Origin of the sequence: Aeromonas sp. R2-4, from assembly GCF_040908365.1 — a bacterium.
Classification (GTDB): domain Bacteria; phylum Pseudomonadota; class Gammaproteobacteria; order Enterobacterales; family Aeromonadaceae; genus Aeromonas; species Aeromonas veronii.
In genome coordinates this window covers 42,081-56,277 of record NZ_JBFODO010000018.1, presented here as the reverse complement: position 1 = coordinate 56,277, position 14,197 = coordinate 42,081, and the positions used below count along the sequence as shown (strand labels likewise).

Annotated in this window: 12 protein-coding genes; all 12 read right to left on the bottom strand. The window is 59.5% G+C overall.

The window, feature by feature from the left end:
* Nucleotides 1-6 precede the first annotated feature (6 nt).
* Nucleotides 7-1,656, bottom strand: coding sequence for a diguanylate cyclase (locus AB5Z05_RS08685; protein ID WP_368151084.1), 1,650 nt, complete (start codon nt 1,654-1,656; stop codon nt 7-9).
* A complete protein-coding gene (locus AB5Z05_RS08680; RefSeq protein WP_368151082.1) occupies nt 1,656-2,132 on the bottom strand; it encodes a hypothetical protein in 477 nt (158 codons plus the stop codon). Before AB5Z05_RS08680 ends, AB5Z05_RS08685 begins: the two co-directional genes overlap by 1 nt.
* Before the next feature lie 91 nt (nt 2,133-2,223).
* Complete coding sequence (gene cobB / locus AB5Z05_RS08675; protein ID WP_005351956.1) at nt 2,224-2,997, bottom strand: Sir2 family NAD+-dependent deacetylase; 774 nt, start codon at nt 2,995-2,997, stop codon at nt 2,224-2,226.
* A gap of 60 nt (nt 2,998-3,057) precedes the next feature.
* Nucleotides 3,058-3,699 carry a GNAT family N-acetyltransferase gene (locus AB5Z05_RS08670; RefSeq protein WP_368151080.1) on the bottom strand — a complete coding sequence of 214 codons (642 nt, stop codon included), beginning with the start codon at nt 3,697-3,699 and terminating at the stop codon, nt 3,058-3,060.
* Nucleotides 3,700-3,702: 3 nt separating this feature from the next.
* Complete coding sequence (locus AB5Z05_RS08665) at nt 3,703-4,947, bottom strand: response regulator (protein ID WP_368151078.1); 1,245 nt, start codon at nt 4,945-4,947, stop codon at nt 3,703-3,705.
* Nucleotides 4,934-8,923, bottom strand: coding sequence for a transporter substrate-binding domain-containing protein (locus AB5Z05_RS08660; protein ID WP_368151076.1), 3,990 nt, complete (start codon nt 8,921-8,923; stop codon nt 4,934-4,936). The genes AB5Z05_RS08665 and AB5Z05_RS08660 overlap by 14 nt, the downstream gene beginning before the upstream one ends.
* A gap of 15 nt (nt 8,924-8,938) precedes the next feature.
* Nucleotides 8,939-9,235 carry an integration host factor subunit alpha gene (gene ihfA, locus AB5Z05_RS08655; protein WP_005300715.1) on the bottom strand — a complete coding sequence of 99 codons (297 nt, stop codon included), beginning with the start codon at nt 9,233-9,235 and terminating at the stop codon, nt 8,939-8,941.
* Between the two features lie 3 nt (nt 9,236-9,238).
* Nucleotides 9,239-11,626: a phenylalanine--tRNA ligase subunit beta gene (gene pheT, locus AB5Z05_RS08650; RefSeq protein ID WP_368151074.1), complete on the bottom strand. Its 2,388-nt coding sequence runs from the start codon at nt 11,624-11,626 to the stop codon at nt 9,239-9,241.
* Between the two features lie 12 nt (nt 11,627-11,638).
* Nucleotides 11,639-12,622: a phenylalanine--tRNA ligase subunit alpha gene (gene pheS / locus AB5Z05_RS08645; protein WP_368151072.1), complete on the bottom strand. Its 984-nt coding sequence runs from the start codon at nt 12,620-12,622 to the stop codon at nt 11,639-11,641.
* Between the two features lie 379 nt (nt 12,623-13,001).
* Nucleotides 13,002-13,358, bottom strand: a complete 357-nt coding sequence (gene rplT / locus AB5Z05_RS08640) for a 50S ribosomal protein L20 (RefSeq protein ID WP_005336687.1) — start codon at nt 13,356-13,358, stop codon at nt 13,002-13,004.
* Between the two features lie 15 nt (nt 13,359-13,373).
* On the bottom strand, nt 13,374-13,571 hold the full coding sequence (rpmI, locus tag AB5Z05_RS08635; protein ID WP_005336688.1) for a 50S ribosomal protein L35: 198 nt from the start codon (nt 13,569-13,571) through the stop codon (nt 13,374-13,376).
* An 86-nt stretch (nt 13,572-13,657) separates the two neighbouring features.
* The gene (gene infC / locus AB5Z05_RS08630) at nt 13,658-14,188 is read right to left on the bottom strand and encodes a translation initiation factor IF-3 (RefSeq protein WP_196783562.1); all 531 of its coding nucleotides are present in this window, start codon (nt 14,186-14,188) and stop codon (nt 13,658-13,660) included.
* Nucleotides 14,189-14,197 lie beyond the last annotated feature (9 nt).

The following is a 14,197-nucleotide window of genomic DNA, read 5'->3' as shown; positions in this document are numbered from 1 at the left end:
TTGCCCTCAGGCCAGCGACCGGGTCTCCCTGGCTGCCAGCACTTGCAGTTGCACCAACCCCAATCGTCGGGCCAGCGGTTGCAGCAACTCGCCATCTTCATCACCCTGCAGCAGCCAGTAGCGGACAGGCCAGCCGGCTGCCAGCTGCGCCGAGGTGGTACTGCCAATCTCTCTGAGCGCCAGAGTGCAACCCTGCTGCCGCAATCCCGCTAGCAGGGCACCATCCGGCTGTAGCGTCGGTACCAGCAACACTAGCGGCGTGCAGGAAGCCTCCGGCAAATAGGCCAGTAGATGGGTCAGCTGGGCCTGATTGTCGAGCGGGACCAGCAGTGTCCGACCATCGGCATACTGCGCCTCGTGCGTTTGCAGCACACGGGCCAACACGGGCCCCAGTACGCCGCACTCCTGCAGCCAGCGCATATGGCATGGGACTCCCTGCTCACGCCACTCAAGCGCCAATTGCCACATCTCGTTGCCCTGCCCGTCCGTCAGCGGCTGCAATGCCACTCGCAGCGGTGCTGGCTCGCGCCCCGCCAACCACTCTCGCAGCTGATGAAGCTGCTGCTGACTCAACTGCAACTGCTGCAACATGGCTGGCTCAAACCAGCTGATCGCCCCCTCCTGGCTACGCTTGGCCTGGTTAAGGGCCAGGATGGCCTGATCCAGCAACCGGGCGGCATCCTGTTGCTGCGCCTTGGCAACCCCGAGCCGACAGGCCAGATCGAAGCTGCACTCCCGGGTCACGAACTCGAAATGGAGCAGATCCACCAGCTCATGAATGGCGGTTTCCAGCGCATCATCCGCCTTGGTCAGCACCACGGCAAATTCATCTCCGCCGAGCCGGTAAGCGTGGCTGCCATGGACCTGCAGCAGCTTGTTGGCCACCATCTGCAACAGCCGATCACCGACCTGATAACCCAGCAGATCATTGACCTGCTTGAAGCGCTTGAGATCGAGCACCACCAAAGCGCTCACCTCGCCAGCATGCAGAGCGCGAGAGAGCTGCTCCTGCAGGGCACGGCGGTTGCCCAGCTGGGTCAGGGGATCGAGCAGGGCAAGCCGACGGTTCGCCAGATTGGCGCGAATGAGGGCAGCGACCAGAGCGCCACCGGTCAGTAACAGGATCAGTTGCCAGATCTGCAGCCAGAACAGGCTGTTGCGGATTTGGCTGACCGAATGCTCCCGCTCCTGGCCGGAGAGGATCTGATCCCCTATCTGTTCGATGAGACGGGTCTGGCTGGCGATCGCCTCCTGCAAGCGGGCAAGCTCAGCCCCCTCGCGCAGCGCACCGACCTCCATCTGGGGTTCGAGCTGCTTGATCTGCTCGAACAGGGTGGCCAGCACTTTGCCGAGCCCGTGCCGCTGGCGCATCTCGGCGGTTTCACTGCTGATGAGGAAGATATCGAGCCGGTTCCACAGCAGATCGTAATCGAGGCTCAGGGTCTCCATCGACAGTCTGCCAGCCCGATAGAGCTGCAGGTCGTAGAGGAAACGCTGGGATTCGAGCATTACCTGACTGATGTTCCAGTGGACATTGCGGTAGAAAGTATCGACCAGCTGCTCCTGCCGATACTGCAGATAGAGGCTGCTGCCCGACGAGAGCAGAAACAGCAGTGACACCGCAACCAACAGCAGATTTTGGCGGGACAGCCCCATCAATCGACGATCTCGATGCGGGTCACCTGCCACACCATGCAGTTATGGATGGCGGGCACGTCCAGCTTGGGATAGGTGGTGAACGGGATGAGCAGCCAGAGCGGCCCCTTGTTGCGCCGGGTCAGCGGTTTGCCGTCCTCCTGACGCACCAGGGTCAGCGGCACGCCGTCGAACAGGGCCAGATCCACCACCTGCTGATAACCGTTGAGGGCCGAGACGGCGATCTTGCGGGCATCCGGGATCCCTTGCGCCGCCAGCACGGCTGACAGGGTCGGCCCGCGATAGTGGTGGGCGCCCTGAGTCCAGGGGGTAGTCGTGGTGAACTCGGTCTGTGGCACGGCGGAGAGGGCCGCCTCATCGAGGCTCACCTGCTGGCCATCTGGCAGTACCAAGGTCATCAGGGGGATGGAGGCCGATGCGCTGGCACTGGCCAGCATCAGGAGAAAAAAAGCGATCCATTGCTTTACTGCGGTCATGGTAATTTGCGCCAACTGCGTCCCATTTTTTTAATGGTTGCCAGTGTGGCGATTTCACCGAACCATTGCAACTGTCCCGTCGCACAGTAGCTCAGGGACCGCGCATCTCCATCCAGTTGTGTCCCTCGACTTGCCTCGGTTGATGAATGCCGCACGCCTCCAGCAACTCATCGACATAGGCGGGCACCAGCAGGGAGGCTGGGCCATAACGTTTCTCGTCAAACTGGCTGCCCACCTCGCTCGGCTCGAGATTGAGCTCGATGGTGTGCGCCCCGTTCAATCCCGCTTCATGGACAAACCCGGCGGCAGGATAGACAGCGCCAGAGGTGCCGATGGAGATAAAGAGATCGCACTGGGCAAGCGCGCTGTAGATGCGATCCAGCCCGAGCGGCATTTCGCCAAACCAGACCACATGGGGACGCATCGGCTGGGGGAACTGGCAGCAGGAGCAGAGCTCGTCCTGATGGAGATCGCCACGCCACTCGATTACCTGACCGGACTCGGGGCAGCGGGCCTTGAGCAGCTCGCCGTGCATATGGATAAGGTTCTTGCTGCCAGCGCTCTCGTGCAGATTGTCGATGTTCTGGGTGACCAGGGTGACAGTGCCGGGCAGCAGTCGCTCGAGGCGGGCCAGCGCATAGTGGGCCGGATTGGGGTGAACCTGGGGCTGTTGCAGCTGTTTGCGGCGGGAGTTGTAAAAGCGCAGCACCAGTTCGGGATCCCGGGCATACCCCTCGGGGGTCGCCACATCCTCGACCTTGTGCTCTTCCCACAAACCGTCGCAGGCACGAAAAGTCTTGATGCCGGATTCGGCAGAGATCCCCGCGCCGGTCAGGATCACGATATGTTTGTATGACTGCGCCATAAGCTGCTCCGTCTATCCCCGCACAATAAATGTGACCTTAGCACAGGGAAAAAAGTGTCACTATTCGCCCTTGGTCTTAAGCGGTGCCGCTGGCGGTGCGGGTAACCATGCATCCAGTACCGACAGATCCAGCCTGACAAAGACCATCTCCCGCCCGGTCACCAGGGTCAGCGGCAAACCAAGGCGCTTGAGCAGGGTCAGCATGGGCCGGTTCTGGGCCAGCACTTCCGCCGTCCACTCCCGGATCCCGTCCGCTCTAGCCAGCAGTGCCAGCGCCAGCAGAATCCGTCGCCCCGCCCCCTTGTGCTGGAAGTGATCCGCCACGATGCAGGAGAACTCCGCCCGATCGGGATGAAGGCGGCGGCGGATTGATTGCGCCTGAGCCAGCGGCTCACCAGCCAGATCGGTGAGCAGCAGCGAAATCTGTTGTTCAGGATGGTAATTGAGAAATTGGGCTACCTGTTCCGGTGGCGGCGTCCGTTTCGGGCGCATAAAGCGCAGATAGATGCTCTCTTCACTCAATGCATCGTAAGCGGCCAGCATGCGGGCAGGCGCCACACCATGCAGCTCGCGCAGCAAGCACGGCACCTCGGAGACCTGCATCGCCAGTGGCAGCGCGGCCCGGGAAACCGGATGAGGCCAGCCCTCCAGCCCTTTGCCAAGGCGCTCCCGGTGCATGGGCCAGCAGAGGTAGCGCAGCATGGCTTACCAGCGCCCCGTCATACCGCGCTCTCGCCACACCTCGACGTCGAGCAGGTTGTAAGGATCATCCAGATAGACAGCGATCCCCAGCTCCCGAACCCGGGCCATAAAACGCCCCAGCAGGGAGTCACCGGTCAAGGACTCCATCTCCGGCAAGATCCCCTGCCCCAGCAGCAAGGCTTGCAGCGGCAAACGCTCCAGCAGATCGAATGGCAGATGCTGGCTGTTATCGAGCAGCAGCGCCAGCTTGCTCCCCGCCAGACTGGCTTGCAGCACCAGCGCGAAGCGATCGGCATTGCCGAGCAGGTGGTCACGACGGTGGATCAGCAGGGTCAGTTCGGCTGGGGTGCGCGACTGCTCCGTCAGCCAATCCTTGAGCGCCTCCCAGCGGCTGGGCAAACCCGTTACCGCCAGCCAGACCGGATGAGGGGTCGCGGGACTGGAGAGCAGCCCTAGCTGACCCTGCACCTCCCCCTGCCACCGGCGGATGGTGCGGCGTTGGCCGCTCAAGCGCTGCTGACGCAGCGGGCCCAGATAGAGTCGACGCAGCAACCTGAGCAGCTCGTCACAATCAAGCGGCTTGGCCAGCGCCGCCAGAATATTGAAACCGGCATCGTGCAGCAGGCGGCGGGCACCGTCGATCAGCGTCTGCTCATGGGCCGAAAGCAGCACGATGGGCAGCCCGGCCTCCTGCAACTGGGGCTGGTTCATCAGCAGACTGATGGCATCTTGCTCCACCAGGCTGAGATCGCACACCAGCAGGCTGATGTCGCCTGCCGACAATGCCGCAAGACAGGCCGATTCATCCTGTACCCACTGACAGGAGAGCCCCAACCCGGCGATGGTCTGTTGCAATTGCATCCCCTGAAACGGGTGATCCTCGAGCAGCAGCACCTTGTTAGCGGCCAGCCAGTTGCACCATTTACGGTAACTGGCGGCAAGCCCCCCCAGCCAATCCTCGCCGATAGCGTAAATGCCCTCATGCTGCTGCAACTGGGGGAAGTAGTCCGCCTGCTGATGAGCGGCGGGGTCGTAAAGCGCAATGGCACCTGCCGCAAACAGCCCTTCCCACTGCCAGCAGGCATCCGGTCGGGTACGGTGCAGCGTGACATAGGAGGGTAATGTCATGGTGCTGGCCAACTCATGGGCGGTGCGGTCGAGGGCATAGAGCACAATGGGGCAAAATCCTGCCGCCTCATGCTCTTCCGAATCGAGCAACGCCAGTAATTCTTCATCAGTGATGATCATCTAGAGCCCTCTTTGAAAACTGCTGGCTGAACTCATCCAGTGCCCGGTTCAATCTGGCTTGCAGCATCGGATGGGGCGCCTGTTGCCACTCTTCAATGACCGCCACCAACGCAGACGCCCCTACCATTCTGGCGGCCCCCTTCAACTTGTGTAAAGCAGCATTCACGCCAACTTCATCTTCTTCTGTGCTGCAACGCTCAAGTTCGGCCAAATCATCACGGGTAGCCTTCAGATAAAGGGCGGCCAGTTCATCGGTCAGCAGCGAGGCAACCGGTGTCGGGGCGACAACATTGCTCCCTTCTTTGGCAATATGGCGCAGCAAGGTCGCCAGCTCCTTGAGGGCGACCGGCTTGTCCAGATGGCCATCGCAACCGCAGGATTGCAGCTCCCTTGCCGCCTGATCACTGAGATCTGCGGTGATCACATAGACCGGCAGACGGGCCCAACGGGCGGATTGGCGCAATTGCCTGCACAGCTCGGCCCCGTTCATCACCGGCATTTGCAGATCGGTCAGCACAAAATCCACCTCCTGCTGCGCCAGCATCTCCAGCGCCAGCTGCCCGTTGGCGGCAGTGATAACGCTGGCACCAAGTTGCCCCAGTTGCAGGCTGATCAGCTCGCGATTTACATCGTGATCTTCAACCAGCAGTACCTGCATGCCAAGCCCTGGCTGGGTGCCGGCGACCGGTTGATCCGGTGTCAACCGTGGCTGCAGCAGGGTGATAATGGTCCCGGGCACCCAGGACTCCCCTTGCCAGGCCCAATAGTAGAGCCCCTTCTCGTCCACCTCCGCTTGCAGCGTATCAACGGCGTTGCTGACGGTGGCGATCCCCAAGCGACTGAGCCAGGGCGACAGCGCTTGCGCCTCATCGTGGGGTAAAGAGAGTGCCAGCTGCCGCACATTGGGCAGCCAGTCCGGCTCCTGCTGCACCCGCTTCAGGGGCAACTCGCAATAGAAGCGGCTACCACCACCGGCACGCCCCTCGACATCGATAAGACCCCCCATCTGCTCGATCAGCTGCTTGCAGATCGCCAGACCAAGACCGGTGCCCGGCGCCCGCAGCTGGCCTTCAACGGCAAACTGCTCGAACGGCATAAAGAGCGTGGTGCGCATCTTGGCGGTGATCCCCGGTCCCTGATCATCCACACCGAAGCGCAAGGTCGATGCGACCACCTCGGCCCACAGCACCACTTCCCCACGCAGGCTGAACTTGATGGCATTGGAGAGCAGGTTGTGGAGCACTTGCCGTACCCGGTGAGGGTCGAGGGTCTGCAGGGCTGGCAGAGCCGGGTCCAACTTAAGGCGCAGTTGCAATCCCTTGGCCCGCGCCTTGGTCCAGTGCACTGCCGCCACGTGCTCACACAGCTCGGCAAAATCGGTGGGTTGCGGCGAGAGGGAGAGTTTGCTGTTTTCGTTGCGGCTAAAGTCGAGCACATCGTTGAGCAGGCCGAGCAGCTCATCCCCCGCCTGACGCACCCGCGCCAGCGCAGAGTCTTGCTCTCTCGACAAAGGAGTGCTGGCCAGCCACTCCAGCAAGCCGAGCATGGCGTTCATCGGCGTGCGGATCTCGTGGCTGATGGCGGCCAAAAAGCGCCCCTTGGCTAGAACTGCCTGTTGCGCCTGCTCATGGGAGTGCTGCAATGCCTGATCCTGCTCGACCCGGGCAGTGGCATCCTGCATCACCGCATAAATTCGCCACCCCTGCGGCTGACTGCGGCCACGGCCATAGAGCTGCAACCAGCGCAGACCCTTGGTCGGATGGTGGTAGCGCATGGTGAATGCGAAGGGTTTGCCAGCCTGCAACATGGCGAACATCTCACGGCGTACCCGGCGGCGATCCTCGCGCTCCAGCATAGTGAGCACCCGTTTGGGCTCACGACGGATCTGCTGGCTCGCCAGCCCCAGCAGCTCGTAACAGCCCCGGCTGATAAACTCGATACCCCCCACCCGTCCCCGCTCGAACATAAACTGCAGCACCACGCCGGGAACGGTATTGGTCAGGGCGCGCAGGCGGCGCTCTGCCTGACGCAAAAAACGGGCCTGCTCACGCAGCACACTGATATCCGACAGGGCGATGAGATCGGTGGCAGGTGCTTGCTTGTCCAGCCGCAGCGGATGCTGGGCATAGGCGAAGACCTGATCCCCCAGCACCAGCTCCCCTTCACTCTTTTGCGGCTGCACCGGCGGCAGCATCAACTGTTGCGAATAGCGCAGGGCCAGACGTCGCCCCTGTTTATTGGATTTGATCACCTTGCCCTGGCTATTGCGCAGATAGACGGGCACCGGCAACGCCTGAAACATGGTTTCCCGCAGCTCGCTCTCGATGGCCAGCGCCTTCTCGGCGGCGTGACGCTGGGCCACTTCCCTCGCCAGTTGCTGGCGGGAACGCCAGATCCCGCCGATGACGATACCGCTGATCAGCAGTGCCATGGCGATGGAGCCAAACCAGGCGGCGTAGCTCACGCCGGGCTGCTGCACGACGAGCAAGCGGCGCCAGCGCTGGTTAAGTTCGTCGAGCTGGGTGCTGGTCAGCGCCATCAGGTTGCGATCCATCACCCCGGCCAGTTCGGTCTGACTCTTGTTGATGGCAAAGCCAAGACTGAAACGATCTTCCAGCTCCTCGATATCGAGCCCTTCCAACAAGTTGGTACGCTGGGGATATTGCAGCTGATAAAGCTCGCTCAACATGGCGTCAGCCTTGCCCTGTTTGATCGCTGCCAACCCCTGCTCGATGCCGTCGGTACGAACCCACTCCTGATCACCGAGCAGGGCGAGCAAGGAGGGATCGTAGAGGGATTCCGGCACCAGAATACGCTGCCGCTTGAGTTGGGTAATGCGATCGGCAGCCAGCTTGCGCTTGCTGATCAAGGCAAACCGGTTGGTGGAGATCGTCCGACTGAAAATGAACTGGTTCGTCAATGCCGGGGATTCCGGCAAGCCGGCCATCATATCCGCCTCACCACGGCGCAGCTTTTCTACGGCCTCCGCCTTGCTGGCGGCAGGCACCAGCTTGTATTTCAGGCCGGTCTCCTGGGTGACCCAGCGCAGCACATCCGCGCTCCACCCTTTCGCCTCCCCCAGATCATTGACGCCGCTATAGGGCATCAACTCGGGATTGACCACCAGGCGAATGGTTCGACCGCGGCCGGATAACCAGGCCTGCTCGGTATCGCTGAAGTGGGGTTGGTTGACGTAGAGCGACCCCTGATCGAGATAGCGAGCCAGATCGGTATAGATAGTACCGGCGGGCATATGACGGATCAGGGTGTCCACCAGATTGGCCAACTCCGGCTGATCGCGCATCATCAGGCGATAGCTGATGATCCGATCCTCACCAAACAGGCGGCGCAGGCGCAAACCATCGGCAGGAAACTCGCGCATCAGATAGCGCAGTTGCAAATAGTCCCCCAGATAGGCATCACCCTTGCCACTCTGCAGCGCGTCGTAGACCTTCTCTCCGCTTTTTAGGGAAATAATGCGTGCCTGGGGATAGAGCTCGTGCAGCAGGCGGGCAGAGTCTGCCACCGAGTAGACCAGAAAGCGGGCCTGTTTGAGATTTTCACCCTTGTAGAGGATGGCGGCATCGGTCTCCATCATCGGACGACTTAACCGCATGCCCTCCACGGCCTTCTTGCGGGTTCCGACATAGGGAATGATGTCGCAGTCACCCTCTGCGAGCCCGTTGCGCAATGTCTGCCAATCGGGCAACTCTTTGAGCACAAGCGGAATAGGGAACAGCTCCTGCAACCGGGCGAGACGATCCTTGAGCAGACCCCCCTCTGCCATCAGGTATGGTGGAGGAAGCGTCGCAGGATAGCAGAGCGAAAGCTGACTCAGTGAATTTACATAAGCTTGGGTCGCCGGCGCCAACGGCAGCACTGTGGTCTGCAAAGGCTTGGCGTGCAATGGCAGTGCCAGTACGGCACCCAGAAGAAAAACGGGGAATTTGGTCATCTGAAAACAAAAGCCAGGCATCTGCCTGGCTTTTTATCACTCGTTGGGTTCAACATTTTCTACCCTGGCCTTGAGCTTCTGGCCAGGCCGGAAGGTCACCACGCGGCGGGCGCTGATAGGAATATCCTCGCCCGTCTTTGGGTTGCGTCCGGGACGCTGATTCTTCTCACGAAGGTCAAAGTTACCGAAGCCTGAAATCTTGACTTGTTCACCACGCTCAAGCGCCTGTCGGATTTCCTCAAAGAAGGCTTCCACCATATCTTTGGCTTCACGCTTGCTCATCCCGAGCTGGGTGAACAGGTGCTCTGCAATGTCGGCTTTGGTAAGCGCCATAGATCAATCCCTCAAGGATGCATTCAACTCTTCACCAAGGGCCCGCACGACATTGTCTACGGTCTCGGCAATCTCTTTCTCCTCCAGGGTGCGCTGGGTGTCTTGCAATACAAGACTGATGGCCAGGCTCTTCTTGTCCTCTGCCATACCAGCACCCTGGTATACGTCAAACAAGTTTATTCCAACTACCTGATTTCCGCCAACTTTTTTAATTACCGCAAGCACATCACCTGCCAGAACCTGACGATCGACCACCACGGCGATGTCGCGACGGTTCGCCGGGAACTTGGAAACTTCGGCAGCCACAGGCACCTTGGCCGGGGTCAGCTTATCCAGCTCCAGCTCAAACATCACCGCACGGCTCTTGAGGCCCAGCTTCTTCTCGAGGCTCGGGTGGATCACGCCGATGTGGCCGATGATCTCGCCATTACGCAGAATGGCTGCGCTCTGGCCCGGATGCAGGGCGCTGTGCTCGGTGCGCTCGAAGGTAAAGGTGGCCCCTTCGGCGGTCAAGTCCAGCACCGCTTCCAGATCTCCTTTCAGATCAAAGAAGTCGGCTGCGCGGGTTTTGATGTCCCAGTGCTCGTCGCTCTGGTTGCCAGTGATGATACCGGCCAGCATCGGCTCCTGACGGATGCCGTTCTCGGCGCTTTCATCCTTGATGAAACGCAGACCCTGCTCGAACAGACGCACGCGCGGCTGCTGACGGTTCTGGTTGTAAACGACGGCCTGCACCAGACCCGGGAACAGAGAGACACGCATGGCGGACATCTCGACCGAGATCGGGTTCGGCAGCACGATGGCATCGCTCTGCGGGAACAGGGTTTGCTGGGTCTTGGGATCGACGAAGCTGTAGGTGATCGCTTCCTGGAAACCGCGGTCAACCAGCACGTCGCGCACGCGCTTCAGGGTCACCTGCCCTTCTGCCTGCTCCACCATCGCCAAGGAGGCAGCGGGTTTCAGGTTCGGGATGTTGTTGTAGCCGTAGATGCGAGCCACTTCCTCGATGAGGTCTTCCTCGATGGCGATATCGAAACGCCAGGAGGGTGCCAGCGCAGTCCAACCGTCAGCATCCACAGTAACCTGCATGCCAAGGCGAGTCAGGATCTCGACCACCTGAGCGTCAGCCACGCTGATACCGATCACCTTGTCGAGCTTGGCGCGACGCAGCTTGATGGGAGCAGCCTTGGGCAGATGGGCATCGGATTTGACCTCGATGACCGGACCCGCTTCGCCGCCGCAGATGTCCAGCAGCAGACGGGTGGCACGATCCATTACCTTGGCCTGCAGCTCCGGATCAACCCCGCGCTCGAAGCGATGGGAGGAGTCGGTGTGCAGACCGTAAGCACGGGCACGGCCTGTGATGGAGAGCGGCGCGAAGAAGGCGCACTCCAGCAGGATGTCGGTAGTGGTCTCGGATACACCGGTGCGGTTGCCACCGAAGATACCGGCCATACAGGCAGGACCTTTGGCATCGGCAATCACCAGGGTGGTCTCTTTGAGCTTCACTTCGTTGCCGTCGAGCAGAGTCATCGGCTCGTCAGCGTGGGCGCGACGTACCACCAGCTCCCCTTCCAGGGTAGCCAGATCGAAGGCGTGCATCGGCTGACCGTATTCCAGCAGCAGGTAGTTGGTGATGTCGACGATGGCGTCGATGGAGCGAATGCCGCCCCGACGCAGCTTCTCTTGCATCCAGAGCGGGCTCTGGGCCTGCAGGTTCAGCCCCTTGATGACGCGCCCCAGATAACGGGGGCAATCAGCCGGCGCTTCAACCCGGATCGGGAAAGTTGCATCAATGGTGGCAACGGCTGGTGTCCAGGTCGGCTCGACCACGTCCACGCTGTTGAGCACGCCAATTTCACGGGCCAGACCGGCGATACCGAGGCAATCGGCACGGTTCGGAGTCAGATCCACGTCGATGGAGACGTCGTTCAGATTGAGGTAGTCGCGAATATCGGTACCAATGGGAGCATCGGCCGGCAGCTCGATGATGCCATCGGCTTCAACGTCGATACCCAGCTCACTGAAAGAGCAGAGCATGCCGTGAGACGGCTGGCCACGCAGCTTGGCTTTCTTGATGGTGAAATCACCCGGCAGGGTCGCCCCTACTTTGGCCACACACACTTTCAGGCCCTGACGGCAGTTCGGCGCACCGCAGACGATGTCCAGCAGCTCGGCCTCACCCACGTTGACCTTGGTCACCCGCAGCTTGTCAGCGTCCGGATGCTGGGCACACTCGACCACTTCACCCACGACCACATTGTTGAACTGGCCAGCCACCGCTTCCACGGCGTCCACTTCCAGACCAGCCATGGTGATCTGCTCGGCCAGTGCGTTGTCACTCAACTCGGTGCGGACCCACTCCATCACCCAGGATTTACTGAATTTCATGTTCTCTCGCCCTTACTTGAACTGCTTGAGGAAACGCAGGTCGTTTTCGAAGAAGGCACGCAGGTCGTTGACCCCGTAACGCAGCATGGTCAGGCGCTCAACGCCCATGCCGAAGGCAAAGCCGGAGTATTTTTCCGGATCAATACCGACCGAACGCAGTACGTTCGGGTGCACCATGCCGCAACCCAGCACTTCCAGCCACTTGCCGTTCTTGCCCATCACGTCTACTTCGGCGCTCGGCTCGGTGAACGGGAAGTAGGAAGGACGGAAACGGATGGTCAGATCTTCTTCGAAGTAGTTGCGCAGGAAGTCGTGCAGAATGCCCTTCAGCTCGGTAAAGCTGGCATGCTCGTCAACCAGCAGGCCTTCAACCTGATGGAACATCGGGGTGTGGGTCATGTCGTAGTCGTTACGATAGACGCGGCCCGGCGCGATGATGCGGATCGGCGGCTGCTGATGCTCCATGGTGCGGATCTGCACACCGGAGGTGTGGGTACGCAGCATCAGATCAGGATTGAAGTAGAAGGTATCGTGATCGGTACGCGCCGGGTGATGAGCCGGAATATTCAGCGCATCGAAGTTGTGAAAGCCATCTTCAATCTCGGGACCACGGGCAACCTTGAAGCCCATCTCGCCAAACAGGCGCTCGATGCGCTCTATGGTGCGGGTTACCGGATGCAGACCGCCATTCTCGATGCGGCGGCCCGGCAGGCTGACATCGATGGTCTCGGCGGCCAGCTTCTGGTTCAGCACGGCGACTTCGAGGGCTTCACGACGCTCATTCAGCGCATCCTGAACCTGCTGTTTGGCCTGGTTGATCACGGCGCCCGCGGCGGGACGCTCTTCGGCAGACAAGGCACCCAGGCCCTTCATCTGCTCGGTAAAAAAGCCCTTTTTACCCAGATATTTGACCCGGATTTCGTCGAGGATCGCGATATCGCTCACGCCCTCAATTTCGGCTCTGGCTTGGCCGACTACTTCTTCAAGCTGTTGCATGTCTTCCTCGTCACCACTCCCGGTACAGGAGCCTTTAGGCTAAATAAGGTCAAGAGGGGAATAATACAAAAAAAGCCCCTTCGCTGACCATAGTTAAGGTGGGCTTTTCTCCCTACAAATCATTTTGTTATATCAAGCGAGTCTTATCGGTTCACCGTAACTCCTGAAATAATGGAACAAACATCTAGTTTGTTGGCATATAAACTATTTGTAGAACAGGTCATCTCGCACATATCACCTTGTGTGGAGAAAACTGTAGCGCGTGTAAAACAGTGGACAGAATATGGATGGGAGAAAGGGAAAAGTAATGTAAAACCGCAAATGACAGATACAAAAAAGGAGGCCTGAGCCTCCTTTTAGCGTTTATAACAGAACTGGATTAAACCAGAGCTGCTTTAGCTTTTTCAACCAGGGCGGTGAAAGCCATTTTGTCGTGAACGGCGATATCGGACAGGATCTTGCGATCGATCTCGATAGAAGCCTTCTTCAGACCGTTGATCAGACGGCTGTAGGACAGACCGTTCTGACGGGCTGCAGCGTTGATACGCGCAATCCACAGCTGACGGAACTGACGCTTTTTCTGGCGACGGTCACGGTAGGCATACTGACCAGCTTTGGTTACCGCTTGTACCGCTACGCGGTAAACACGGGAACGGGCGCCGTAGTAACCTTTGGCGGCTTTCATTACTTTCTTGTGACGAGCTCGAGCAGTCACACCACGTTTAACTCTTGGCATTTTTCACATCCCCCCTTATGCGTACGGCAGACAAGCGACAACACGTTTGTGGTCGGCAGCAGAAACCATGAATTTCGGTCCCAGCTGACGCTTACGCTTGCTGCTCTTCTTGGTCAGGATGTGACGCAGGTGGTTGTGCTTGCACTTGAAGCGACCCGAGCCAGTCTTCTTGAAGCGCTTTGCAGCACCCCGGTTGGTTTTCATCTTCGGCATTTCATACTCCGCATTGTGAGTGACAACAAAATCGCAAGGCGAACCAACTCATGGGGCAAGCCCCATGAGTCAATTTCTTGTGGGCCTTAAGATTTCTTCTTAGGTGCGAGGACCATCACAGCTTGACGGCCTTCGACTTTCGGGAACGACTCGACTACGGCCAACTCTTCCAGATCGTTCTTGACGCGCTCCAGAACCTTGATACCAAGATCCTGGTGGGCCATTTCACGACCACGGAAGCGCAGGGTGACCTTAGCCTTGTCCCCGTCTTCCAGAAAGCGAACCAGGTTGCGTAGTTTTACCTGATAGTCGCCTTCGTCAGTGCCAGGACGGAATTTGATTTCCTTAACCTGGACGACTTTCTGCTTTTTCTTCTGTTCTTTGGTTGTTTTGCTCTTTTCGTAGAGGAATTTGCCGTAATCCATGATCCGGCAAACGGGCGGCTCAGCATTTGGACTGATCTCTACCAGATCAACTCCGGCCTCTGCGGCCAAGTTCAGAGCATCCTGAATGGAGGTGATGCCAATGGCTTCACCATCCAGACCAGTCAGACGAACTTCTTTCAGACGGATCTCTTCATTGATCCGGTGAGCGCGGGCTTGCGGTTGCTTGCCCAGTTTTTTTCC

What these genes read in the sequence shown, in the direction of transcription:
- rplT (WP_005336687.1), bottom strand. Translation starts at nt 13,358, where the DNA reads ATGCCAAGAGTTAAACGTGGTGTGACTGCTCGAGCTCGTCACAAGAAA.
- AB5Z05_RS08660 (WP_368151076.1), bottom strand. Translation starts at nt 8,923, where the DNA reads ATGCCTGGCTTTTGTTTTCAGATGACCAAATTCCCCGTTTTTCTTCTG.
- AB5Z05_RS08680 (WP_368151082.1), bottom strand. Translation starts at nt 2,132, where the DNA reads ATGACCGCAGTAAAGCAATGGATCGCTTTTTTTCTCCTGATGCTGGCC.
- pheS (WP_368151072.1), bottom strand. Translation starts at nt 12,622, where the DNA reads ATGCAACAGCTTGAAGAAGTAGTCGGCCAAGCCAGAGCCGAAATTGAG.
- AB5Z05_RS08670 (WP_368151080.1), bottom strand. Translation starts at nt 3,699, where the DNA reads ATGCTGCGCTACCTCTGCTGGCCCATGCACCGGGAGCGCCTTGGCAAA.
- ihfA (WP_005300715.1), bottom strand. Translation starts at nt 9,235, where the DNA reads ATGGCGCTTACCAAAGCCGACATTGCAGAGCACCTGTTCACCCAGCTC.
- AB5Z05_RS08685 (WP_368151084.1), bottom strand. Translation starts at nt 1,656, where the DNA reads ATGGGGCTGTCCCGCCAAAATCTGCTGTTGGTTGCGGTGTCACTGCTG.
- rpmI (WP_005336688.1), bottom strand. Translation starts at nt 13,571, where the DNA reads ATGCCGAAGATGAAAACCAACCGGGGTGCTGCAAAGCGCTTCAAGAAG.
- pheT (WP_368151074.1), bottom strand. Translation starts at nt 11,626, where the DNA reads ATGAAATTCAGTAAATCCTGGGTGATGGAGTGGGTCCGCACCGAGTTG.
- cobB (WP_005351956.1), bottom strand. Translation starts at nt 2,997, where the DNA reads ATGGCGCAGTCATACAAACATATCGTGATCCTGACCGGCGCGGGGATC.
- AB5Z05_RS08665 (WP_368151078.1), bottom strand. Translation starts at nt 4,947, where the DNA reads ATGATCATCACTGATGAAGAATTACTGGCGTTGCTCGATTCGGAAGAG.